Here is a 23,883-nt window from a genome sequence, read left to right on the forward strand (position 1 = left end):
GGCCATGAAATTCAGCGAGAAAGACACGGTTGCAAAGGACGTGGAGTTCACGCCCCGCGAGATCGAGATTTTCGCTTCGGTCATGCTGCACGGGACGACGACGAAGGCGGCCGACGCGCTGGACATCACGCAGCCCGCTGTCAGCAAAATGCTCCAGCAGCTCACCGAGAAGGCGGATTTTCAGCTGTTCAGGAAAAGCCGGCAGCGACTGATCCCGACTCCTGAAGCGCACATGCTTTATGCGGAAGTGCAGCGGGTTTTCGAATCCGCGCGCGGTATCTCGCGTGCCGCCAAGGAAATCCGCGAGCTGCGCAGCGGCAGGCTGAACATCTGCGCGCTCCCGGCTTTCGGGTCCACGCTGCTGCCATCCATCATAACCAGCTTCTCAAGCCACCATCCGTCCGTGTCCATCTCGCTGGATATCCGCAGCTCCGCGACGGTGGTGCAAAGGGCAAGCCGCAATCAGCTCGACATCGGTATCGGCGTCACGGCGTCGGACGAGAACCCTTCCATCGTGAGGCGGGCGCTGACCGCGACACCGCCCGTCTGCGTCATGCCCGCGGGCCATCGTTTATCGCAGCTCGAAGTCATCCAGGCGGATGACCTCGACGGTCTCGACTTCATCTCGATGGGCTCGGCCGATCCGATGCGGCGGCAACTCGACGCCCTGTGCGACGAGCGCGGTGTCAGGCGCCTGCTGAAGGTGGAGGCCAGCCTGTCCAGCGCCTGCATCGCCTTGGTCGCGTCCGGCGCGGGCGTAACGGTCGTCGATCGGCTCTCCGCGTGGATGGCGCGCGACCTGCCGATCGAGATCAGGGATTTCCGGCCGCATCTCGATCTGAATCTCAGCGTGTATCGGCCGTGGGGCGTCATCGCGTCGACGGCCGCTGACGCTTTCACCGAGCATCTCATCCAGGCCACGCGCAGCTTTATGAACAGCGTGGACGCCGGGATAGTGGCTCTTGGGACAGGGCAGGATTAGCAAGGGGTTCTAGCGGAGCGGCAGGCTCAGGAAGAGGCGTTCGATATCGGCTTCGTCGTTGTAAACATGGGGGGATACACGCATCTTCGTGCCGCGCAGCGTGACATGCACGTCAGCGCGCTTCAGTTCCTGCGCCGCATTCGGCAAGAGCCGATCGCCGATATCGAGGATCGAGATATGAGGCGTCGGATGCCGGGGACGCACAACCGGCAGGCCGCGATTTTCCGCCTCTACCCAGACCAGCCCGTTGAGGTGACGAAGACGCTCGAAAACGCGATCGACCGTCCAGTCGCGGATGAGCTCCATCGCGGCGATTGCGATAGGCAGGACGGCGAAGTCGGAGCGTTCGCCCATAAAGGAACGCCAGACGATACGGGCCGAGCAGGAATTTGTAGGTGGCAAAGACCAGGAAATCCGGCCGGACGCGACGGACGTCGAAAGGCACCGCGCCAACCCATTGAGTGCCATCGACAACGAGGGCCGCGCTCGCCGCCCGTGCGGCTTCCGCCACGACCTCGAGGTCGATCGCCATGCCCTCGAACCAGTGAACGAGAGTGCCGGCAACGACCGCGATGGGGCGGCTGGAGGTGCGGATCGCGGATACGATCGCGCCGGTCCAATCCCCGTCGGCCGGTTGCGGAACGATGTCGACAAGCGCGCCCGAGCGTTGCGCCAGATCATACCAGACATATCGGTGCGAAGTGTGCTCGTTCTCCATGAGAAGGATAGCCGAACCCGGCGGAACCGCCACGTTGGCGGCCGCGATCGCCATGCCGTAGCTGGTGGCGGCTACGATGGCGACGTCGTCGGTAGCGGCGCCCACCATCGAGGCGGCAAGCTGCCGGGCCTGCTCCACCTCGTCGTAATAGGATGCGATAGTCATCTTCCAGGGCTCGGCTTTCACCCTGACGCCAGCCTCTCCGGCTGCGACCGCAGCGGTCGGGATCGGCGACATGTAGGCGGCGTCCAGGTAAGCCGTCTCACGGGGGATGGAAAAGAGATCGCGCTGGCAGTTCAACATGGCGTCACAACCTGAAATCGATCGAGCTACCCCGGCCGGCGTCGCGGGCGCGGGCATAGACGAGATTGGCGAGTTCGATGTCCTGGGCGGGAACACCGAGAGACCGGTAGAGCGTCAGGTCGGCGTCGCTGGTGCGGCCGGGCTTCGCGCCCGCCAGCACTTCGCCGATCTCGCCGCGAATATGGTCGCCGCCGATTTGGCCGCCCTCGATCGCCTCGACCAACTCCCCGGCGGCGACGAGCGCCATGGGCATGTAATCCACCCAGATCTTCGATCTGCGCACGCATTCGAGGTCGATCTCGCGGCATGACGCCAGGCTCGCGCCGACCGCGTTGACATGGACACCACGCGGCAGCCATTCGCCCAACAGCACCGGCACCTCGGAAGATGTCGTCGTGCAGACGATGTCGGCCTCGCGAACGGCTCGAATGGCGTCGCGATGCGCATGCGCCTCGAAGCCGGCGGCCGACAGGTTCTCGGCGAAGCGCTGCGCCTTCGCAAGATCTCGACCCCAGACATGGACCACGCGGATTGGCCGCACATCGGCAATGGCCTCGACGTGCCGGCGAGCCTGCTCGCCATAGCCGAGGATCGTCAGCGTCGAGCTGCCCGGGCGCGACAGCGCCCTCGTGGCGACCGCGCTGGCGGCCGCGGTCCGCCAGGCTGTCAACTCTCCTCCGTCGATCAGAGCCGCAGGCCGCCCGTGATCCTTATCGAACAGGAAAACACCGCCGCGGTGAGACGCGAGCCCGTGCGCGAAATTGTCCGGAAATACCGACAGCACCTTCGCCCCGAACAGCGGCTGGTCGTCAAGCGCGGCATACATCAACGACAGGCAAGTGCCGGCCGCGCCCGGAAGGTCGAGCGTGCGCCTGATCTGCTGGCGGGCCGCGCCGTTTGAAGTCTTGAGCAGCGCCGCCTCGGTCACTTCAAGCGCGTCGGCCATGGTCAAGACCTGCCGGATCGCCATCTTGTCGATCAGGAGGAATTCGGTCTCGGCATTCACCGTGCAGTCTCGTCCATTCGACGACCTCCGTATGCGCCAGGTTTCGCCGAGCGTAGCACCGCCTTCGCAAGCGGCTGCGCACGACTTTCATAACCTGGCACGAGAAGTTGCCCATGCCGGATCATGCGCCGGTAAATGCAGCGTCGCAGAGCGGCAGGCGCCGGTTCATAACTTTTGGCGATCAACGGCAGCGGCCAGTTCAATTGACCGCAATCGCCCGCCCGTTGCAATGTTTCCGGGCAATTTGAAGTGCCGAGTCCGATTTCCGTCGAAATTCATCTGCGGCTGAAACGAATAAAATCGCCGATATCTGCAGTATGAGTAACGCATACGAGCTTAGACGATCGGCACGATAGCAAATAAGCACATAAAAATCTCGCCACTATTAGGAAATTGGTTGGCGTGAAGAGTAATATTTCTATCGGAGGTTATCCATATGCGTGTCGTGGTCATCGGTTCCGGCATCGTCGGCAGTTCCGCCGCTTATGAATGCGCCAAGGCGGGGGCGGACGTCTTGGTGCTGGAGGCCGGCAGGATAGCGGGGGGCACATCGGCGGTAAGCTTCGCCTGGACGAATGCGACGACCAAGCGGCCGCGACCCTATTTCGATCTCAATGTCGCGGGTATGCGCGCCCATCTCGAGCTGAAGCGCGACTTCGGTGTCGCTCCCTGGTTTACGCAAAGCGGCAGTTTCGATTGGCGCACAGTGTCGGAATCGATGGACGATTATTTCGAGAACTTCCGGCAGATGAAAGAATGGGGCTACGGCGTCGAGTGGATCGACAAGAAGCTGGTAGCCGAGATGGAGCCCGATATCGACGTCGCGGCCATCGGTGATTGTCCGATCTCGTATTATCCGGAGGAGGGTTGGGTCGATCCGGTCCTTTATGCGGCCTGGCTTTTGCGGGCGGCGAAGGAGCGCTGGGGCGCCGAGGTGAGGGTCGATGCGCGCGTGACCGAGATCGAAACCGAAGGCGGCCGCGTCAGCGCGGTACGCACGGCGGACGGCGAGCGCCACCGTGCCGATGCCGTGGTGAACTGCACCGGCGGCTGGTCAAGCCAACGGCTCGGCGATGCCCAGGGCATCCCGCTCTCCTCGACGATCGGCGTGCTCGCCTTCACCCCGCCGGTAGCATTGACGCTGCGCAGCCAGTTGCATGCCGACGACCTGGATATACGTCCTGACGGCGCCGGCCGCATCATGATCCACAAGGTCTCGGTGGACCTGACCTTCAAGAAGCCGGAGACAATCAGCCCGAGCGGCGATGAGGCGAGGACGCTGCTGGAGGCAGCAAGCAAGGTCCTGCCTTCGCTTCGCGCCGCGGGCGTGGAAGCCATCCGCACCACGGTGAGGCCCTTCCCGGAAGACGGCTACACCTGTGCCGGCGCGATGCCGGACGTCGTCGGCCACTATATGGCGGTAACGCATAGCGGTGTCACCATCGGCCCGCAATTGGGCAAGGTGGTCGCCGACGAGGTCGTGCGCGGCAAGCTCCATGACGAGATGGAGACGTTCCGCCCGCAGCGCTTTTTCCAGGCGAGCGCGAAGCACGCCGCCGCCGCGCACGCATGATTTTTCTTCGAGCGCAGGCGCACGATGACGAAAATCGAAAGACACGAGAAGAACGAGCGGCTCAGCCGGATCGTCGTTCACAATGGGACGATCTATCTCTCGGGCCTCACCGCCGATGACCGGCAAGCCGATACAGCCGGCCAAACGCGACAGATACTGAAGAAGGCCGACGCCCTTCTGGGCAGGGTCGGTTCCGATCGATCGCAACTGCTGTTCGCGCAGATATGGCTGAAGGACGCCGGCGATTTCGATGCGATGAACAAGGCCTGGGTCGACTGGCTCGACGGCGCCGAACCGCCGGCGCGGGCCACTGTCGGAGCAAGCTTCGCGCTGCCCGATATCCGCATTGAGATACAGTTTACCGCGGTGAGCTGACAAGGGCGCTCTTCGGTCAAGTCAGGGATCAGCTCCGGTTTTTAGAGCCGTCGCCGCGCGCGCTCCCCTTCGGCCGACCAACAGAGCGCCGCCGACGCTCCACATTCCAGTCGTTCGCTCCGACATCGTCAGGTGTCGGTGCCTCGCGCCTCCATATTTTCCGACATCGCAGCAAAGCGAATCCCGCGCTCGACATTTCGGTCGAAGCGCGCAGGACGGCTAGCGCGATTCACCATGAAAGCCTGGTCGATGTACCGGCACCTATAACCTGTGAGAATAGACCTTCGAAATCATTCTATTGGACGGCATTCATTCCAACACACATTCTGCGGCCGCTGAAGGGCAGTCGTCCAAGTTCTCGGTTCGCTCTTCCTCACAACGAGAAAAATGGGGAACGTTGATGTTTGACAGAATGACCTGCTTGCAGGCCGTGTCGGTTTTGGCGGTGATGACCGCCTTTGGCTGCGCCACGGATGCTTTGGCGCAAGGCTTTGACACATCTGGTATCAAGGTTGATCCGTCACTTGCCGCGCGTCTTCCGGACAAGATCAAGGACGCTGGCGTGATCGTGATCGGCTCCGACACGTCCTATGCGCCCTGGGAGTATCTGAGTGAGAAGGACGGGCAGACGCCTGAGGGCATCGATGTCGACATCGCCGATGCGATTGGCAACAGGCTCGGCGTGAAGATCGATTTCCAGACCTCGGCCTTCGACGCCATCCTTCCCGCGCTCGGAACGAAGTTCGATCTCGGCGTTTCCGCACTCTCGATCACCAAGGAGCGCATGAACGCAGTCAACTTCGTCAGCTACACCCAAACGGGAAATCTATGGGGCATAAGGGCAGGTAATCCCACTAACTTCGATCCGGCCAATCTGTGTGGGACCAAGATCGCGATCATGTCCGGCACGTCCCACGAAAAAGAGGTGGAGCAGGAAAGTCAGCGGTGCGTTTCGTCTGGAAAGAAGGAAATAGAACTCATTCCCTTCAAGGTCCAGACCGAGGCGCTGACCCGTGTTGCGGCCGGTGGCGCCGATGCGACGTTTTCCGGGCCGGCCACGATTGGCTATGCGGCCAAGAGCTCGAATGGCCAGTTGGAGACAATGGAAGCAACGCCCGCGATGTCCGAAGTCGGATATAATGGCATCGCAGTGGCCAAGTCAGATGACAAATTGACGGGTCTGGTCGCGGATACCATCAATTCCCTTATCGAAGATGGCACCTACAAGGCTATTCTGGATGCCTGGGGTCTCGGCTCGGCAATCGTCGACAAAGCCATGGTAAATCCTCAAGTCGAAGACTGAAATCATGGGTTTTGAGCCAAATGTCAGAGCCGGCCCCCGGCCGGCTCCCATACCAAATCCGTTGGAGTTCCAATGCAATGTCGTGGTTCCCCGTCCTCGCCCGGGGCGCTGGATCGCGGTTGCGATCATCGCGATCATCTCGCTTCAGGTTGCGGTTGCCGTCGCAAGGAACTCCAATTTTCACTGGGATGTCTACCTTACTTACCTGCTTCACCCGCAGGTGGTGAGGGGGGTCGGGTGGACCCTGCTCCTCACTGTGGTTGCGATGGCGACCGCCATCGTCATCGCGGCTTTTCTGGTGATCATGCGCGCGAGCGACAATCCAATCCTTCGCGGGCTGGCGTATGCGTGGATATGGTTCTTTCGCGGAACACCTGTCTATACGCAGCTGCTGTTCTGGGGGCTCTTTGCCGTCTTGTTCCCCAGCCTGAGCATCACGATCCCTTTCGGTCCCGAGATTGTGAGCGTGGATACGAAGTATGTCGTGACGCCGGCTCTGGCTGCGATTTGCGGGCTCGGTTTCAATGAATCCGCCTACCTGACAGAGATATTCCGGGCAGGTTTCAATTCGATCGACCGCGGACAAGCCGAAGCGGCTCAGGCGCTCGGCATGCGACCGGCAAAGATTTGGCGGCGGATACTCATGCCGCAGGCAATGCGCGTGATCATTCCCCCTACCGGCAACGAAACCATTGGAATGCTGAAGATGACATCCTTGGTTCTCGCGGTGCCATTCACGCTGGACCTGACGTTCGCCACCAATGCTATCGCCAACAGGCTCTACCTGCCGATTCCGCTGCTGATGGTCGCTGGAACCTGGTACCTTGCTGTCACGAGCCTGCTGATGGTCGGTCAATATTTCCTCGAGCGCCATTTCGGCAAGGGCGCGTCGGTCCATCCGACGCGGGCGGAGTGATCCGATGGAGGCGAGTATCTCCGGCTTCTGCGTGGAAATGCAGAACATTCACAAATTCTATGGCGCGGTCCATGCGCTCAAAGGCGTGGAACTGCGGGTGAAACGTGGCGAAGTCTGCGTTGCGATCGGCCCCTCCGGCTCCGGTAAATCGACGCTTCTGCGCTGTATCAACCAGTTGGAGAGCATCTCGGCGGGTCGCGTTTTCGTGAAGGGCGAGTTGCAGGGATTCGTGGAGCGGGGCGGTCGTTTCCACCCCCTACCGCCAAGTCGGGTGGCAGCCCAGCGACGCTCGACCGGCATGGTGTTTCAGCGCTTCAACCTGTTTCCTCACATGACCGCCCTGGAAAACGTGATGGAGGGCCCCCTCCATGTGAAGGGTTGGTCGCGGGAGCGGACGAGAGCCAAGGCCACTGAACTTCTCACGCGGGTGGGGCTCAACGGACTCGCAGGTCGATATCCCGCACACCTGTCCGGTGGACAGCAGCAGCGTGTCGCCATCGCGCGCGCGCTCGCCATGGAGCCGGAAGTGATGCTCTTTGACGAGCCAACCTCCGCGCTCGATCCCGAACTCGTCGGCGAGGTCCTGGACGTCATAAGGGATCTGGCACAAAGCGGTATCACGATGGTCGTGGTGACGCACGAGATCGGATTTGCACGCGAAGTCGGCAATCACCTGGTTTTCATGGACCAGGGACAGATCGTTGAGGAAGGGCATCCAAGGGCGGTACTGGCCAGTCCGAAGAACCCGCGAACGGTCGCTTTCCTCTCTAAGGTGCTGTGAGGGGCAGGCCATGACTGAAGCAGGTAACGGGATCGGGTCTCGCCATCCTTCTGAATTCGCCCGGAAGCAAGCTGACACGCGGGAATGTCCGTGCACCTCAGAGCGCCGCCTGAAGATCGTCGAGGAATTCCGCAAGAATTCGGGAGGGAAGGCGATTGGGCGGCCTGATCAGCAGTGTCCGAAAGTAGAGTGCGGGCTCGAACGGCCGCAATGTCAGTCCGCGGCCCTCATAGGGCTCGGCGGTCAGAGGATCGACCAGGCCGACGCCAATGCCGGCGGCCACCATCGCGCAGATCGTCGTCGAATAAGGCGTTTCCATCACGGTTCGGATTGCGACGCCGGCTTCATTGAAAGCGTGCTCGGCATCGCGTCGCGTCGTGTCTTCGCGAGCGAGAGCGATAAACGGATAACCCGCAAGATCCATTGGCCGAATGACGTCCAACGCCTCGAGGGGATGTCCCTTGGGCACCGCCACCGCCACGGGAAAGCGCGCAAACTCCGTCGCCTCGACCCCTGTGCGATCGATCTCGTCGGCGACGATCCCGAGATCGAACTGACCGGAAGCGACCAGATCGCGCACGTTGGAGGACATACGTGCCTGGAAGGTCACAGCGACGTTTGGGTTGCGGTCCATAAAAGCGTGAAGGGCGCGCGGGAGAACGTTTGTCGACAACGCCGAAAGAGAAGCGATTCTCAGTTCGCCGGAACCATAATCCCGAATGCGGGCGGCCGCCCCCCTCAGGTGGCTCAGGCCGAGAAAAGCCTGTTCGACCTCACGGAAGAAAAGCTGTCCCTCGGGCGTAGGGTGCAGTCTGCCCTTGATCCTTTGGAAGAGATCGAAACCAAGCGAGCGCTCCAGCTCCTGGATACTTTTGCTGATCGCCGGCTGGGACACGTGCAAAACATCGGCCGCGCGCGCCGTGGTTCCGTTGGTCATGACTACCCGGAAGACCTCAACCTGCCGAAGATTCATGGACCCCCCAACCAATAACTTTCGCGAATAGCAATGCCGCAAAAGCATATGCCTTTCGATCGATTTCCTAAAGTGTTCGCAGCCATTTTGAAAGGCGCTCTCATGAACGATCTCACCCAATGCGTTCTAACGCCCGATGTGCCGACCGACGGATTTGTTTCTCTTGGCGTTGGAGTGCACCGCGCTTCAACCATCGTATTCGCGAATGCCGCCGCCTATGCCTCACGCGGCGACCGTGGGCATCAGGGCTATTCCTACGGCCTTTACGGCACACCGACCACCCGAACGCTTGAAGCGAAGATCACGAGCCTGGAAGGTGGGGTCTGGAGTTTCCTCGCGCCATCGGGGCAGGCGGCAAATGCCCTTGCCGTCATGCCGTTTCTGACCACGGGCGATCATGTCCTGATCGCGGACACCGCCTACCCGCCAATGCGGGACTTCGCGGAATCCGACCTGCGCCGCCTGGGCGTGGATGTGGAATTCTTCGACCCGCTTTCTCCGGAGGATGTCGCGTCGAAAATGCGGACCAGGACGCGGATCGTCTGGTGTGAAAGCCCAGGGTCGACGACGATGGAAATCCTTGACCTGCCGAAAATCGCTGCGATCGCTCACCAAGGGGGAGCGCTGGTCGGCTTCGACAACACATGGGCGACGCCGCTGAACTTCAAGCCGCTCGAACACGGCGCCGATATCGTCACAGAAGCGCTTACCAAGTTCGTCTCGGGCCATTCCGATGTTCTGATGGGCTCTATCACCGTGAGCGACGCCGCGCTCATAAAACCTATCCGCTCCCTGATGGGGAGAATGGGCATCGGTGTCTCGGCGGACGATGCCTCGCTTGTCCTGCGCGGCTTTGAAACCCTGGGTGTGCGTCTTCGTCACTCGGAGAGGGTGGCTCTCGATTTCGCCCGCAGGCTTGCAAGCCACCCTCTCGTCGAGCGCCTGTTGCATCCGGCACTTGAAACCTTCCCCGGGCATGAAATCTGGAGACGCGACTTCCTCGGTTCGAGCGGAGTCTTCAGCATCCTTTTCAAGGGCAGCGCGTCCCGGCATGTCGAGGCCGCGCTCGATGCTTTGGAGGTCTTCGCCATTGGCGCGTCCTGGGGTGGAACCCGCAGCCTTGCCGCGCCGATGTCGATCGACGGTTTCCGCAGCGCGGCACCATGGTCCGGACCGGATATCATTCTGCGCCTGAGCATCGGACTTGAGGACGAGCATGAACTCTGGGCCGATATCGAACGACTTTTGACAAGCATCGAGGCACGGCAAAGCAAGAAGCATGAAGCATGAAGCATGAAGCATGAAGCATGAAGCATGAAGCGCCTCTAAAGGGCACTCGTCATGGCTGACAGTTCCCCCGAAGGCCGCGGCCAAACAATCATCAGGTGACCACGCATGCCGAATTTGCAAAGTACGCTTCGTACCGTCGATGACAATTTCGACGTCTCGGTGCGCAAACTCCTGGAGTTGATTTCCATCCCGTCGATTTCGAGCGAGGCTTCGGGGCTGGCAGGCATTGTCCGCGCGGCCGAGTGGCTCAAGCGGGAGTTGTCGGCCATGGGGCTTTCCGTGGAGATCATCGAGACGAAGGGGCATCCCGTCGTCCTTGCCCATTCTCCGGCAGGCCCGCGGACCAGACATCCGAGGCTGCTGTTTTACGGACACTACGATGTGCAGCCTGTCGGCGATCTGAACCAGTGGCAACATCCTCCCTTCGAGCCACGCGTGATGGAGGAAGATGGCATCCACCATTTCTACGGCCGCGGCGCGTCCGACAGCAAAAGCCAGCTCTGGACCTTCATTGAGGCGCTGCGCGCATGGAGGGCCGCCCGGGGCAGCTTTCCGGCAGATATCGTCGTGATGCTGGAGGGAGAAGAGGAGGCAGGCTCGCCGAGCCTGCCGGAATTCATCGACGCCCATCGACATGATCTTCGATGCGACGTCGCATTTATCTGCGATGCCGAGATGTGGTCACCGACACAGCCCGCGATCACGACGCAGCTCAAAGGGCTGGTCCACGAGCGGGTGACGATCTTTGCTCCCAATCCCGACCTTCACTCAGGTCACTATGGCGCCGTGGCCGCCAATCCCATCCGCATATTGAGCGATATTCTGGCCGGCATTCATGACGAAGCCGGGCGAGTGACCATCGGGGGCTTCTATGACGACGTGTCCGAAATCCCGGATAGGCTGCGCCAACGATGGCGGCAGCTGGCGCAGGACGCCGGCCGGTTCGAAGAGGTCGACCTGAGCGGCGGCGTAACGGAAAAAGGATACTCCACGCTGGAAGCGATGTGGGGACGTCCTACTGTCGACATCAACGGCATCACCGGTGGAAACCAGGGGCCGGCCGAACGGTCGGTCCTGCCAGGAAGCGCAACAGCCCGTCTTTCGTTCCGGCTCGTATGCGGACAACAACCGGAAAAGGTCCGCGCCGGATTCAGAGCTTATGTCAAATCAGAGCTTCCCAAGGGTTGCACTGTGGAATTCGAAGGGGCGGGAGGCAGTTCGGCGGTGGTGCTGTCGCAGGACAGTCCGTTTCTCGCTGCCGCCGCGCGCGGACTGGAACAGGAGTGGGAAAGTCCTGCCATTCTGAGAGGAACGGGTGGAGCGATACCGCTGGTGCAACAACTCAGCGAGGGTCTCGATGCGGAATGCGTCGTCATCGGCTTCATATTGCCGGGCGACGCCATCCATGCTCCAGACGAACGTTACGATACGCGGCGTCTTCGCAAAGGGATTCGCAGCTGGATACGGATCTTCGAAGAGATCCAACGGGAATCCTCCAGGGACATGCTCGACCAACGGCTTGCAACGAGCGAGCACGACAGCAGGCCGGAGTAAGAAAATCAATGAAACCCCTTGAATTCCGTGGCTTCCGTGAAACCGGCAGAGAGTTTTGCATTCTTCAACTGGACGCAGAATGCCGGCCACCCGCATAGACACCGATAGCCTTGGGCCGCGACAATTGCCTGAGGACGCGCTTTACGGCGCGGCCACCATGCGCGCGCACGACAATTTCGACATCTCCTTTCGCAAGCTGGGCGATGCGCCGGAATTGCTGACCGCGCTCGCACAGATCAAGCACGCCGCTGCGGCTGCCAACCGCGATGTCGGCGTACTGCGACCCGACATCGCCGGTGCGATCATCGCGGCATCGATCGAAGTCGCGAACGGGCTGCACGCCGATCAATTCATCGTCGACTTGCTGGAGGGGTCCGGCGGCACATCAATCAACATGAACATCAACGAGGTCGTCGCAAACCGGGCGCTGCAACTGTTGGGCGATGCGCCCGGTCATTACGACCGCGTGCATCCGAACGATCATGTCAATGCCGGCCAATCGACCAATGACGTCGTACCGTCGGCCATAAAGCTCGCGGTCCATGAAAAGTCCGGAAGGCTCATAGACGTCCTGGCGCATCTCGCGGACGCGCTGGACGACCGCGCCGAAGCGTTCAAGGATGTGCTGAGACTCGGCCGGACCTGCATGCAGGCGGCGCAACCTATGCGCCTTGGCCAGGCTTTCGGCGGTTATGCAGCGGCTATCCGCCGACTTATCGCGAAGCTGCTCGGCGCCCGTAACGAGATGCTGACCTTACCCCTCGGCGGAACAGCCATCGGCACCGGGCTTGGCTCGGCGCCCGGCTACCGCAGCGCGGTCTACAGCCATCTGCGCGAGATCGTTGGCGCCGACGTTCGCCCGGGCGAGAACATGTTCGACGCCATGCAGAACGCCGACGGCTTTGCAAGGATTTCCTCCGAAATTCGCATCTGTGCCGAGGTGATCGGAAAAATCGCTTCGGACCTCATCATACTCTCCTCGGGTTTGGACGGAGGCACGGGAGAACTGCGGCTTCCCTCGGCACAGCCCGGTTCCTCGATCATGCCTGGCAAGATCAACCCGGTGCTGCCTATGATGATGCAGCAGGTCGCGTTCGCCGTGGTGGGTAACGACGCCGCGGTTTCGCTGGCATCGCTCCAGGGGCAGCTCGAGATCAATCACTTTGAGCCTGTCATTGCATCGCGCCTCTTTGATTCCATTGACCTCCTTGCGAAATCGACGCGTATCTTCGCGGATCGCTGTGTCGCCGGCATCGAGGTCGACCGTGACCAATGCCTGAAGAACCTGATGTCCTCCGCAGCCCTCGCGACCATCTTTGTTCCGAAGCTCGGTTACACAAAGGTATCGAAGCTGGTGCACTCGTCGGCTACGGACCAGCGGCCTTTCATCGATCTCGCCATCGAGCAGGGATTGCTGACCCGCGAGCAGGTGCTCGACCTATTGCGCGAAAGTACGGACTACCAACAGGATGCCGTGTGAGCACCTATCCGGTCTGATTGTGCTGCGCTCGTCTCCCGGCGTGTTGGAGAGCTGCGGCGTAAAATAGTGTGCAAGAAGGCGACTTTGCTTCGAGCCGCAAGACCGTCACTCAACGGCCGCGGCTCTATCTCTGCACTTATTTCGGCCGGCCAGAATCAGCCGGGCAAACATCGCCGGAAAAAGTTTCGGCAGCTCCAACGCCGATCTCGCGATGCCGCTAACGGCACACGAAATCTGCGTCGTCGGCCTATAACGCCATCAAGAGCTTCGATCCTTGAAGCGGTTCCAGAGATGCATGCGGTTGGCGACCTGCACGGCGACCGGATGGAACGGAACCGGTTTCATGTTGGTGACCGGCAAAGGCATCTGCTCGTCCCGGCGCCGGCCTGCTGCCCAGCGGCCGATTTCCTGGCCAAGCGACATTGCCAGTGCCACGCCGCGGCCGGAATAGACGCCGCCAAACACGAGGCCGGGCGCCAGGCGATAGAGGCGAGGCCTGCGATCAGGCACCACGGCAAAGGTGCCATGCCAGTATTCCACGATCGCCGGTTCGCCGCCGAATGCGCGAAAAGCCTTGCCCAGCATGTTCGAGACCTTGGCGCGGCCGCGGTCGGCCTCGTCGAACCAGAATGTATGCGTGCCGCCGCTCACCAGCCGGCCGTCGACGTCGTAGTGGAAATAGCGGATGTCGTTGCGCATGTCGGACACTGCGGGGTTGCCGACAAGGATCTTGGTGCGCAGGCCTTCCGGCAGCGGGTTTGTCGCAGCCTGGAAGACCTTGAACGGCATCAGTGTCTTCTTCAGCCCAGGCCAGAGGTCGCCGGTGAGCGCATTCGTGGCAAGCACCACTTCCGGCGCCGTGACGCTTCCCGTTGCGGTGAAGACGCGCCAGCCGCCGTCCACCTTCTCGATGCGGGACGCCGGGGCGTTCTCGAAGATGGTCACGCCTTCGCGCTCAAGGGCGCCGGCAAGGCCAATGGTCATGGCGAACGGATTGACGTGACCGGAATTGTGCACCATCCAGCCACCGAGATAGGGGCTGCCGATGCGCGCGGTGGCTTCGGCCCGGTCAAGCCAGGAGACATTGGCGCCGAAGGCTTTCCACTCCTCGTGGAACTGGCGCGCGCGGGCAAGCGTGGCCTCGGTGTGCGCGGGCTGGATCCAGCCTTCTTGAACCTGGTGGGCGTCGATGTTGAAGCGCTGCATCAGGCCGAAGGCGACGCCGGCCGCATCCGCGACCATGCGATTGTAGCGCTCACCGATCGTCTTGCCGTAGACCGCCTCGAACTCCGCCGGCGAGGCCTTGGAATGGTGGGAGATGACAAGGCCGTTGTTGCGGCCCGACGCCGCCGATCCGATCTCGTTGCTCTCGAGCAGGATGACGTTGACGCCGCTGTCGCGCGCGCCGAGTGCCGCGGCCATGCCGGTGAAGCCGCCGCCGACCACCAGCACGTCCGTCTTCAGGTCGCCTTGCAGCGCCGGTGCGGCCGGGCGTCTGTTCGCGGTCTTGCGCCACAGATGCGGCGTCTTCCAGTCGACCTCAAACATGAAGGACGTCCTCGCTGGCGCCGCCGAGATAGTGTTCCCTCAGGGCCGAATGCGCGGCCATTTCCTGCGCCGGGCCATGCAGCTTCACCTTGCCGGTGTTGAGCAGGTATGCGTAGTCGCCGCATTCGAGCGCCAGCTGAACGTTCTGCTCGACGAGCAGGATCGAAATGCCGTTGCGCGACAGGTCGAGGATGATGCGGAAGATCTGGTGGACGATCTTCGGCGCGAGACCGAGAGACGGTTCGTCGAGCATCAGAAGCTTCGGCTCGGCCATCAGCGCGCGCCCGATCGCCAGCATCTGCTGCTGGCCGCCGGACATGCGGCTGGCCATGCCGTTGCGCCGTTCCTTGAGAACCGGAAACAGCTCGAACACCTCGGCGCGCAACGCCTCGAAACTTTTTCCGCCGCGACCGATATGGGCCGCGACCATGTTTTCCTCCACCGTCAGGCGCTGGAAGATCTGGCGGCCTTCCGGACAGTGGGTGATGCCGAGACGCACGACCTGTTCGGGGCGCATCCCGGTGATGTCGCGGCCCTCGAAGGCGATGCTGCCGGCGGTGGGCCGCGCAACGCCGGAGATCGAGTTGAGCAGCGTCGTCTTGCCGGCGCCGTTGGGACCCAGGATGACGACGATCTCGTGCGGATCGACGTCAATGCTGATGTCCTCAAGAACGCCGACGCGCCCGTATCCCGAGCTGAGCCCGGCGATCCTGAGCAGCGGCTCGGATGTCGTCGATGTCATTGGCGGTTCCCAGATAGGCGAGTTGGACGTCGGTGCTTGCCTGCACCTCGGTGGGCGTGCCCCGGAAGAGCAGTTTTCCGTGATGCATGACGATGATGCTGTCGCAGAGCGTCATGACGAGATCCATGTCGTGCTCGACGACGATCATGATCCGGTCGGGCGAACGCAACGCGGTGAGTTTTGCCGTCAGCTCCGCCGTCTCATGGTGGTTCAATCCGGCGGCGGGCTCGTCGAGCAGCAGGACGCGCGGGTTGGCGACTAAGGCGCGGGCGATCTCCAGCATGCGTTGTCGGCCATAGGGCAGGCCCCCGGCATCGACGTCGGCATAGGACTGAAGGTCAAAAAACCGCAGGATTTCCATGCATTTTTCACGCCGGCGCCGGCGCTGGGCGCTGGCATAAGGTGGCCAGATCACTTCCCTCCAGGCGGCCGCAACCTCGGCGGGATAGAAACAGACCTCGAGGTTTTCGATGGCCGTCATCTGGTCGAAGAGGCGGATGTTCTGATAGGTGCGGGCAATTCCCGAATTGGCGATCTGGTATTTCTTGAGCTTGTCGAGACGCTTGCCGTCGAGCGTGATCGAGCCGGAGGAGACGGTGTAGGAACCAGCGGTCATGTTGATCAGCGTCGACTTGCCGGCGCCGTTCGGTCCGATCACGCCGTGGATCATGCCGGGGGCGAAGGCGGTCGACACGTCGTCGATCGCGACGACCTCGCCATAAACCTTGCGAAGGCTCTGAAAGACCAGCGTCATTTTCCGAAAAGCCCCCGGATCAGTTTCTCCGGCCCGAAGCTGCGCGGCACGATGCCGGCCGGGCGCGCGATGATCAGCGAGATCATCAAAAGACCGAGGAAGAGGATGCGCCATTCGGCGAATTCGCGCAGCAGCTCCGGCAGCAGGATCAGGATTGCCGCGCCGGCGACGATGCCGAAGATGTTGCCGATGCCGCCGACCACGATCATCAGCACGATCAGCACCGATTCCTGCAGCGTGAAGCTTTCCGGGCTGACGAAACGCTGCGATGCGGCGAAGATCGCGCCGGCGATGGAGCCGATCGTGGCCGAGGTGGCGAAAGCGGCAAGCTTGGCATTGGTGGTGTTGATGCCGATGCCGCGCGCGGCGTCTTGGTCCTCGCGGATCGCCGCCCACGCCTTGCCGAGGATGGAGCGTTCGAGCCGCCAGACCACGGTGCCGACGAGGAGCACGGTGATCAGCAGCAGCCAGAAGAAATCGATCGGCCGGGCGATCTGAATGCCGAGGATCGAGGCCTTGTCGAGGCGGGCAATGCCTTGCGGCCCTCCGGTCAGCCAGTCGAGATTGTTGATGATGATGCGGATGATCTCGCCGAAGCCAAGCGTGACGATGGCCAGATAGTCGCCGCGCAATCGCAACACCGGAATGCCGAGCAATATGCCGGTGACCGCGCCAAGGCAGGCGGCGACGAGCAGGATGAGCAGGAACGGCATATGCAGGCCGAGCTGGGGGCTTGCCAGCAGCCCGTAGCTGTAGGCACCGACCGCGTAGAAGGCGACGAAGCCGAGATCCAGCAGTCCCGTATAGCCGATCACGATGTTCAGGCCGATGCCGAGCAGGATGTAGATCAGCAGGCTGTTGAGGACACGCACATGGTAGTTGGGCAGGAAGGGCGTGGCCACGATCAGCGCGATCGCAATAGCTAAGACGAGCCAGGAGATGGTCCGGTTCGCACGCGGCCGGGCCGTGGCCAGGGTGTCGACGGCGGCCATCAGAATTCCCTCTTGTACACGATGCTCTCCTCGGAGACGGCCTCGCCGAGTATGCCGGCGGGACGGACCAGGAGCACGAGTATGAGGATCGCAAAGGCGAGAACGTCGCGATACTCGGTGCCGAGCACGCCGTTTGTGACAATGGGCAGCAGCGCGGTTCCCCACACTTCGATGAAAGCCAGGATGAAGGCGCCGAGCATGGCGCCGGGGATCGAGCCGATGCCGCCCAGGATGGCCGCGGTGAAGGCCTTCAGCCCGATGACGGCGCCCATGCTGGGCGACATGATGCCATAATAGCTGGAATAGAGGATGCCGCCGGCAGCACCCAGAAGCGGCCCGACGAAGAACACCATCGAGATGGCGCCGTTGACGTTGATGCCCAGCAGCTGCGCGGTCGGGCGGCTTTCCGACACGGCGCGCACGATGATGCCGATACGGCTCCGGTTGACCAGGATATGCAGGCCGAACATCAGCACGAAGGCGGCGATCAGGATGCCGATCTGCATCAAGGTGATGGTGCCGCCCATCACCTGATAGCGGACGACGGGGAAGAAGCTGGGAAAGGCGACCGGCTGTGGGCCGGCCAGGATCTGCACCCCGGTGACGAGCGACAATGAAACGCCGAGCGAGGACAGCATCGGCGCGAGCCGGGTGGAGCTCCTCAGCGGTTTGTAGGCGACCCTTTCGATGCCGACGCCGATGAGGCCGACGAGGAAGATCGCCACGAGAAAGGCCGCGGTCAGCGCCAGCGCGCCCGACATCCCGACATCGCCGACCAGCAGGCTGAGCGCCAGAAAGGCGACATAGGCGCCGAGCATGAACATCTCGCCATGGGCGAAGTTGATCATGCGCAACACGCCGTAGACCATGGTGTAGCCGAGCGCGATCAGGGCGTAGATCGAGCCGATGGTCAGGGCATTTACCGTTTGTTGGATAAGGTTTCCCAGCATGGGCCGGCGTCCTGTGCCTGCAACCCCATGGACCGGTCGAACCGGGAAGGGGAATGGTCGACGAGGCCGCCCGTACTTGCGGCAGGCACGCCCGTCAACAGGTGAGGGAGCCGCTTCGCGCGTCGCGATGCGGCTCCGGCGGTCTGGCTGCTACTTCGAACCGACGAGCTTGAAGCCCGTTCCCTCCACCTTGTAGAGGTAGGATGGGGCGACTTTGAGTTCGCCGGTGTCGTCGAATTCCAGTTCGCCGACGACCGTCTTCGCCTTGACCGCATGCAATGCCGCGTTGAGGTCCTCACGCGTCAGGCCTTTCGTCGTCTTCAGCACCTGTTCCAGGATCTGGCCCTGCACATAGCCGTAGATCGAGTACGGGCCGGCTTCCTCGCCATACTTCGCCTTGTAGAGCTTGGCGAAATCGGCGATCTCGGGGGAGGCATCCATCGGCGGCACCTGGATCGCGACAAGCGTGCCCTGGATATTGGCTTCGCCGGCCTGCTTGATGAGGTCCGGCGTGTAGCCGCCGTCCGGCACCATCAGCGCGGCGGCGATGCCTTGCTCGTGCATCTGCTTGGCAAACAGCGCAAGCTGCGGCATGACGGCGCCGAGATAGATCGCATCGGGCTTCTTGGACTTGATCTGGGCCAGCACGGCGGTGAAGTCCACGTCGGACGGCGCCACGGCAATGGTATCGAGGACCTTGCCGCCGCCGGCTTCGAAGTTCTTGGCGAAGATTTCGGAGATGCCCTGGCCGAAGACCTGCTTGTCGTTGACGATCACGGCAGTCTTGGCGCCGAGCTTGCCCAGCGCATATTCGGCCGGCAGCAATGCCCCGGCCAGATCGTTGGCCACCGGGCGCACCATGAACTTGTAGCCCTGCTTGGTGAGAGACGGATTGGAGCCGAAGGTCATGGTCGGCAGCGTGCAGTCTTCATAGATCGGCAGCGTCGACTGGGCGACGCCGGAATTGAAGTTCACCAGGCCAAGCACGACCTTGTCATTGTCGCAGAATTTCTGGGCCACGAGCGTTCCCTCGCGCGGGTCGGCCTTGTCGTCCTGCTGGTCATAGGCAATGGTGACGCCATTGACGCCGCCATCGGCGTTCAGCTTGTCGACGTAGAGCTTGAAGCCATTGTGCCAGGTGCTGCCGAAATAGGCCTGCGCGCCCGAGAGCGGCGCGGACATTCCAACGGTGATCTGCTCGGCCATGGCCGGCGCCGCAAAAAGCGAGGCGCCGAGAAGAAGTGTGGCGATAGATTTTTTCATCATGGTTCCCCTTAGCTGCTGACTACGACAGGGGAGGCCGTTCCGGTCTTCTTCCCCATGTAAGCCCATCGAAGCAGACAAAGAGAGCGCCGTCAAGAAAGTGTCGACACTATTGCGTTCAATTTTGTGCTCAGATATCGATTATGCGTCGCGAGCCCTTCTGCGACGCTTCAACTCGGCGCCATTGTCGGGCGCGAAAACCTTGAGCAGCGCGTCCTTGAGCGCCTGCTGCGTGGCGGAGACGGTCATTTCGATATGTTCGCGCAACAGTTTCGCGCCGTTCTCGGCATCGCGCTTGACGGCGGCTTCGACGATGGCCGAATGAGAGGTGATCTGTGCCTTGTCATGCGAGGGGTGTTCGATCTGGATGCGCCGGATGAAGCGGATGCGGGCATTGATGGAGCTGAGCTGTCCGACGAGTTCGGGATTTCCGGACAGTTCGGCGATGAGCAGATGAAAGCCTTCGTCCTCGGCCAGGATGATATCCGGCGGCTGGTTCGGGTAGACATCGACGATCGCTTCCCAGTACTGCCGCAAACGGTCGATCTCGCTGTCGTCCGCGCGCTCGCACATCAGCTTGAAGGCGGCGGATTCGATGATGGAGCGCAGCTCGTAGAGATCGAGCAGGCCCTCGGTGCTGAGGCTCCGGACGAAGAAGCCGCGATTGGGTGTGAGCGAAACGAAGCCCTCGGAGGCAAGCCGGTTCAGCGCCTCGCGGATCGGGGTGCGCGACACGCCGAGGCTGCGCGAAAGCTGGACCTCGTTGATGCGTTCGCCAGGCTTCAGCTTGAACTCGACCAGAAGCTTGCGGATGGTGAGATAAGCGCGTTCGCTGCTGTCGGCGCTGCGGCGCGTCTCGGCCTCGTTGGCAACGGACGGGTCGCTGTCGGCGCCAGTCTCGGCTCGTTCGGTCATGAAGGTTCCAATCCGGTTTGTCTGCAGGCTGTGTCGACACTTTATGGTGCATCTTTCTTTCCCAACTTCACAGGAATGGCAAGCCACAGGTTGCAGGCTTGGGAGACAAGGCTCGGGAGACAAGCATGATCATCGGTGTTCTTGGCGTCGGGCATCTGGCGACATCCATGCTGGCCGGGTTCCTGCGTTCCGGGCTTGACCCCGCGGCAGTCATCCTGTCGCCGCGCGGCAAGGCCGCGTCACTTGCCGCCCGCCATGGCTTTCAATTGGCGGTGGACAATCGTGATCTCGTCGAACGGTCCGATGTCGTCATTCTGTCCGTGCGGCCCAGCCATGCGCCGGATGCGGTTCAAGGCTTGCCGTGGCGCGAAGGTCAGGTGGTGGTTTCGGTCTGCGCCGGGGTTCCGCTGTCACGGCTCGATGTCGCGCCCGCACGCGCTGTGCGCGCCATGCCGTTCACCGCTTCGGAGATTGCCTCCAGTCCGACGGTCTATTTCCCCGATATCGAGCAGGCGCGGGCGGTTCTTGACCGGCTCGGCCCCTCGATCGCCCTTGCCAGCGAAACGGACTTCGAGGTGGCGACGGTCAGCGCCGCCGTGTACGGCTGGGCGCAGGATCTGATCCGCAACACGGCCGATTGGTCAAGCGCCAGAGGTCTCGACCCGGCAATCGCACGCCGGCTGGCGGCAATGACCTTCGTGGCGGCCGGGCGGCTGATTGCGGAGAAGAGCGAGCCGATGGACCAGATGCTCGAAGAGCTGGTGACGCCGGGCGGCATCACCGAGCGGGGGCTGCAGGTTCTTTCGGCGCGCGGCGTGCCGGCGGCCTGGGAGGAAGCCTGCGCGGCCGTGCTCGACAAATTGACCCGACCTGGCTGATGCGCGGCCTCTTTGCTGCGCGGTCACCGCTGCGGGGCTGGTGGATAAATGTGGCCGCCGCTGGCCTGTTCGCTCGGCGTGACGGTCAGTTCGGCAATGTCGACATGGTCCGGCATCCGCAGCGCTGAGACAAGCACGGCCGCGATATCGGCCGGGCCCAGCGGCCGCTGCTCGCTGTACATGCGCTTGCGCAGGCCCTCGCGGTCGCCGTCGAAGGCCTTCAGGTAGAAATCCGTTTCCACACGGCCGGGCGCGATCTCGGTCAGCCGCACGCCGGTGCCGGCGAGATCGAAGCGCAGGATGCGGCCAGCCTGGGAGAGGCCGGCCTTGGCCGCGCCATAGGTCGTCGTGCCGGGAAACACGGCGCCGGCCGCCGTGCTTGTCAGGTTGAAGATGTGGCCACGCTTGCGCGCGATCATGCCAGGCAGCAACAGGCGGATGAGCTGCAACGGCGCGGTGAGGTTCAGCGCCACAACCTCGGCCGTCTCCTCGGCACTCTGCTCCTGAAGGGGACGCACCGTGGCCAGACCGCCGGCATTGTTCACCAGCACATCGATTTCCGCCGAACCGAGTGCCGAGGCGATCGCCTGATGGTCGCGCACATCGGCGACAAGCGGCTTGACGCGGGGTCCGAGCCGTTGCTGCAAGACCCGCAGCGCGTCATCGCTGCGCGCCAGCGCATGGACGGTCAATCCTTCGGCCACCAGGCTCTCGACGATCGCCGCGCCGATGCCTTTCGAGGCGCCGGTGACAAGGGCAGTACGGTAATCCATGGTTGCTCTCCAAAGCCGCTTTGATCAAAGCGCGCCGCGTTCGGTAACCGTTTTCAAAATGTCGACGAGGCCGGCCTCGCGTGCCGCCTTCAGTTCGCGCTGGCTGCGCTCTCCCACGGCTGCATCCGTCGAAGCTGTGATCGCGCGGATCGTCTCGCCGTCGAGCTTGGCATCGAGCAGCGTGTCCCAGATCGCCTGATAGGTCGGGCCATATTTGTGCAGGAAATCCTCGATGCCATCGGCGTTGAGGCTGTTGGAAATGAAAGAGCCCTGCAGCGTCCATTTCGGTCCCGGCCCATACATGAAGGCTCTATCCACGTCCTCGACGGAGGCGACGCCGTCGCGCACCAGCGCGATCGCCTCGCGCCACATGGCGCCCATCAGGCGCAGGGCAATATGACCGGTCACTTCCCGGTTGAGCGTCACCGGCTTCTTGCCGATCGCCTCATAGAGGGCGCGCGCCTGGGCGATCGCCTGTGGATCGGTCGCCTTGCCGCCGACGATCTCGACCAGCGGCATCAGATGCGCCGGGTTGAAGGGATGACCGAGCACGATGCGGCCGGGCAGGCGGCACTCGGCCTGCATTTCGGACACCAGCAGCGCCGAGGAGGAGGAGGCGATGATGACCTCGTCACCGACATGGTCTTCGATTTCGGCGAGCAGCCGGCGTTTGAGGGCCAGGTTTTCAGGGCCGTTCTCCTGCACGAAGCCGACGCCTTCGAGCGTCTCGGCGAGCGTCGGGAAAAGACGGAGCGTACCGGGCGCCGGCGAGCGTCCCTTCAACGCGTCGAGGTCGGCCATGAGGGCGGGCAACACCTCGCTGAATGCCGCCTCGCGCCGGTCGGTGGGATCGAACACGCGAACCGCATGGCCGGCATGGGCAAAGCAAGCCGCCCAGCGCTGACCGATCACGCCGAAGCCGACAATGCCGATAGTCAGCTTTTCCATCAGCCGGCCTTTCTGCCATCAAGCGCGACGCGAAAAGCCTCGTTGAGGTCGTTCCATGGAATCAGGAGATCGAGCCAGGCGCCGATCCGGCCGGCGACCAGGATTGCCTCGTCGATCAGGGCATCGAAGGGATGGCCGTCGCCCATGGCCGCCTCGAGCCGAAAAAGCAGAGCCGGCGTTTCTTCCATGTGGCAGAAGTCGCGCAGGCGGGTACCGGTCTTGTTGAGCGCGAGCGCGGCCGTCTGCCGCCGCACGGCCTCGTCCCTGCCGCGCGCCGCGCGGATCCACCACAGCAGCTCGTGCAGCACCCGCGCTTCCGACTCCGCCGTGAAGACGGGACCTGCCGGGTGCATGATCGCGCGGGACGCGGTGACATTGCCGATATCGGCGGGACAAGCCGCCCACAACGCCTTGCGCGCGGCGATGATATCCTGCGGAAGCGGCGGCGGCGCCGACGGCTCGGGTGCGCCGCCATCCGATTGGACCAGCGTGCCTTCCAGAATGCGTCGGCCCTGGTCCCGCTTCAGTGTCGCGGCGAGCTCGGCAATGCCTTCCACCGGTGCGTCAAGGTGGCCGAGAACGGTGATCTCGGCATTCTCCGCCTGAAGCGGCGCGAAGGTGATTTCGAGGAACTGCCGCACCGGCCAGTAGATGAAGGCGCCGGCGCTCGCGGCAAGCACATGTGTGGCGCCCTCGACATCCTCCACGAAGGGCGCATGCCAGTAGATATGGCTGCCGGCAATCTTGGGCGTATGGAGTTGCAGGCGCATCGGCAGCGCCGACAGCAAGGCACAGCGGGTGCGGTTGGCATTGCCGCTGAGGCGCAGCGGCCAGCTTTGCCCCTCGGCCGAGAAAATCAGGTCCAT

The 23,883-nt window shown here is 62.6% G+C and carries 23 protein-coding genes; 10 read left to right on the plus strand and 13 right to left on the minus strand.

All coding sequences use genetic code 11. The features are described from left to right. Positions 1–4 precede the first annotated feature (4 nt). Positions 5–982, plus strand: coding sequence for a LysR substrate-binding domain-containing protein (locus MesoLj_RS14345; RefSeq protein WP_202326412.1), 978 nt, complete (start codon positions 5–7; stop codon positions 980–982). Between the two features lie 112 nt (positions 983–1,094). Here MesoLj_RS14345 and MesoLj_RS14350 read toward each other — a convergent pair whose 3' ends face one another. Together MesoLj_RS14350 and MesoLj_RS14355 are read right to left on the minus strand one after the other, a co-directional pair. Next, positions 1,095–2,060 carry an aminotransferase class V-fold PLP-dependent enzyme gene (locus MesoLj_RS14350; RefSeq protein ID WP_210346668.1) on the minus strand — a complete coding sequence of 322 codons (966 nt, stop codon included), beginning with the start codon at positions 2,058–2,060 and terminating at the stop codon, positions 1,095–1,097. Continuing rightward, positions 2,008–3,009 carry an ornithine cyclodeaminase family protein gene (locus MesoLj_RS14355; protein WP_202326414.1) on the minus strand — a complete coding sequence of 334 codons (1,002 nt, stop codon included), beginning with the start codon at positions 3,007–3,009 and terminating at the stop codon, positions 2,008–2,010. Before MesoLj_RS14355 ends, MesoLj_RS14350 begins: the two co-directional genes overlap by 53 nt. Positions 3,010–3,445: 436 nt before the next feature. On the opposite strand from MesoLj_RS14355, the gene MesoLj_RS14360 reads away from it, so the two are divergent. The 5 genes from MesoLj_RS14360 to MesoLj_RS14380 all read left to right on the plus strand — a co-directional run bounded on the left by MesoLj_RS14360 (position 3,446) and on the right by MesoLj_RS14380 (position 7,957). After that, positions 3,446–4,582 (plus strand): NAD(P)/FAD-dependent oxidoreductase, encoded by a 1,137-nt coding sequence (locus MesoLj_RS14360; protein ID WP_202326415.1) that lies wholly within the window; start codon positions 3,446–3,448, stop codon positions 4,580–4,582. A 24-nt stretch (positions 4,583–4,606) separates the two neighbouring features. Continuing rightward, complete coding sequence (locus tag MesoLj_RS14365; protein WP_140774347.1) at positions 4,607–4,957, plus strand: RidA family protein; 351 nt, start codon at positions 4,607–4,609, stop codon at positions 4,955–4,957. Between the two features lie 400 nt (positions 4,958–5,357). Next, the gene (locus MesoLj_RS14370) at positions 5,358–6,260 is read left to right on the plus strand and encodes an ABC transporter substrate-binding protein (RefSeq protein ID WP_202326416.1); all 903 of its coding nucleotides are present in this window, start codon (positions 5,358–5,360) and stop codon (positions 6,258–6,260) included. A 4-nt stretch (positions 6,261–6,264) separates the two neighbouring features. Continuing rightward, a complete protein-coding gene (locus tag MesoLj_RS14375; RefSeq protein ID WP_202326417.1) occupies positions 6,265–7,176 on the plus strand; it encodes an amino acid ABC transporter permease in 912 nt (303 codons plus the stop codon). Between the two features lie 4 nt (positions 7,177–7,180). Continuing rightward, positions 7,181–7,957 (plus strand): amino acid ABC transporter ATP-binding protein, encoded by a 777-nt coding sequence (locus tag MesoLj_RS14380; protein ID WP_202326418.1) that lies wholly within the window; start codon positions 7,181–7,183, stop codon positions 7,955–7,957. Positions 7,958–8,054: 97 nt separating this feature from the next. Here the strand turns inward: MesoLj_RS14380 and MesoLj_RS14385 are convergent, their stop codons facing one another. After that, on the minus strand, positions 8,055–8,930 hold the full coding sequence (locus MesoLj_RS14385; protein WP_202326419.1) for a LysR substrate-binding domain-containing protein: 876 nt from the start codon (positions 8,928–8,930) through the stop codon (positions 8,055–8,057). A gap of 102 nt (positions 8,931–9,032) precedes the next feature. On the opposite strand from MesoLj_RS14385, the gene MesoLj_RS14390 reads away from it, so the two are divergent. The 3 genes from MesoLj_RS14390 (at position 9,033) to MesoLj_RS14400 (ending at position 13,254) form a co-directional block, all read left to right on the plus strand. After that, positions 9,033–10,220: a trans-sulfuration enzyme family protein gene (locus tag MesoLj_RS14390; RefSeq protein ID WP_202326420.1), complete on the plus strand. Its 1,188-nt coding sequence runs from the start codon at positions 9,033–9,035 to the stop codon at positions 10,218–10,220. Positions 10,221–10,325: 105 nt separating this feature from the next. After that, on the plus strand, positions 10,326–11,774 hold the full coding sequence (locus MesoLj_RS14395) for a M20/M25/M40 family metallo-hydrolase (protein WP_202326421.1): 1,449 nt from the start codon (positions 10,326–10,328) through the stop codon (positions 11,772–11,774). Positions 11,775–11,853: 79 nt separating this feature from the next. Further along, a complete protein-coding gene (locus MesoLj_RS14400; protein ID WP_202326422.1) occupies positions 11,854–13,254 on the plus strand; it encodes an aspartate ammonia-lyase in 1,401 nt (466 codons plus the stop codon). Positions 13,255–13,512: 258 nt separating this feature from the next. Here the strand turns inward: MesoLj_RS14400 and MesoLj_RS14405 are convergent, their stop codons facing one another. The 7 genes from MesoLj_RS14405 to MesoLj_RS14435 form a co-directional block, all read right to left on the minus strand. Next, the gene (locus MesoLj_RS14405) at positions 13,513–14,802 is read right to left on the minus strand and encodes an NAD(P)/FAD-dependent oxidoreductase (RefSeq protein WP_202326423.1); all 1,290 of its coding nucleotides are present in this window, start codon (positions 14,800–14,802) and stop codon (positions 13,513–13,515) included. Further along, on the minus strand, positions 14,795–15,544 hold the full coding sequence (locus tag MesoLj_RS14410) for an ABC transporter ATP-binding protein (protein WP_140774345.1): 750 nt from the start codon (positions 15,542–15,544) through the stop codon (positions 14,795–14,797). Before MesoLj_RS14410 ends, MesoLj_RS14405 begins: the two co-directional genes overlap by 8 nt. Continuing rightward, complete coding sequence (locus tag MesoLj_RS14415; RefSeq protein ID WP_140774344.1) at positions 15,468–16,298, minus strand: ABC transporter ATP-binding protein; 831 nt, start codon at positions 16,296–16,298, stop codon at positions 15,468–15,470. The genes MesoLj_RS14410 and MesoLj_RS14415 overlap by 77 nt, the downstream gene beginning before the upstream one ends. Continuing rightward, positions 16,295–17,290: a branched-chain amino acid ABC transporter permease gene (locus tag MesoLj_RS14420; RefSeq protein ID WP_202326424.1), complete on the minus strand. Its 996-nt coding sequence runs from the start codon at positions 17,288–17,290 to the stop codon at positions 16,295–16,297. The genes MesoLj_RS14415 and MesoLj_RS14420 overlap by 4 nt, the downstream gene beginning before the upstream one ends. Further along, positions 17,290–18,240 (minus strand): branched-chain amino acid ABC transporter permease, encoded by a 951-nt coding sequence (locus MesoLj_RS14425; RefSeq protein ID WP_244735410.1) that lies wholly within the window; start codon positions 18,238–18,240, stop codon positions 17,290–17,292. Before MesoLj_RS14425 ends, MesoLj_RS14420 begins: the two co-directional genes overlap by 1 nt. Positions 18,241–18,390: 150 nt before the next feature. Beyond that, complete coding sequence (locus MesoLj_RS14430) at positions 18,391–19,503, minus strand: branched-chain amino acid ABC transporter substrate-binding protein (protein ID WP_181180015.1); 1,113 nt, start codon at positions 19,501–19,503, stop codon at positions 18,391–18,393. A gap of 141 nt (positions 19,504–19,644) precedes the next feature. After that, the gene (locus MesoLj_RS14435) at positions 19,645–20,418 is read right to left on the minus strand and encodes a GntR family transcriptional regulator (protein ID WP_202326425.1); all 774 of its coding nucleotides are present in this window, start codon (positions 20,416–20,418) and stop codon (positions 19,645–19,647) included. Between the two features lie 125 nt (positions 20,419–20,543). Here MesoLj_RS14435 and MesoLj_RS14440 point away from each other — a divergent pair, with 125 nt between their 5' ends. After that, entirely contained in the window at positions 20,544–21,296 is a 753-nt protein-coding gene (locus MesoLj_RS14440) for a pyrroline-5-carboxylate reductase family protein (RefSeq protein WP_202326426.1), read from the plus strand. A 23-nt stretch (positions 21,297–21,319) separates the two neighbouring features. On the opposite strand, the gene MesoLj_RS14445 is transcribed toward MesoLj_RS14440, so the two are convergent. Genes MesoLj_RS14445 through MesoLj_RS14455 form a run of 3 tightly spaced genes read right to left on the minus strand, consistent with a single transcriptional unit; the run spans position 21,320 to position 23,883 of the window. Continuing rightward, a complete protein-coding gene (locus tag MesoLj_RS14445; RefSeq protein ID WP_202326427.1) occupies positions 21,320–22,069 on the minus strand; it encodes an SDR family oxidoreductase in 750 nt (249 codons plus the stop codon). A 24-nt stretch (positions 22,070–22,093) separates the two neighbouring features. Beyond that, a complete protein-coding gene (locus tag MesoLj_RS14450) occupies positions 22,094–23,017 on the minus strand; it encodes a 3-hydroxyacyl-CoA dehydrogenase NAD-binding domain-containing protein (RefSeq protein WP_140774338.1) in 924 nt (307 codons plus the stop codon). Continuing rightward, positions 23,017–23,883: a hypothetical protein gene (locus MesoLj_RS14455; RefSeq protein ID WP_202326428.1), complete on the minus strand. Its 867-nt coding sequence runs from the start codon at positions 23,881–23,883 to the stop codon at positions 23,017–23,019. The genes MesoLj_RS14450 and MesoLj_RS14455 overlap by 1 nt, the downstream gene beginning before the upstream one ends.

The organism is Mesorhizobium sp. 113-3-9, assembly GCF_016756515.1.
In the GTDB taxonomy this organism is placed as follows: Bacteria; Pseudomonadota; Alphaproteobacteria; order Rhizobiales; family Rhizobiaceae; genus Mesorhizobium.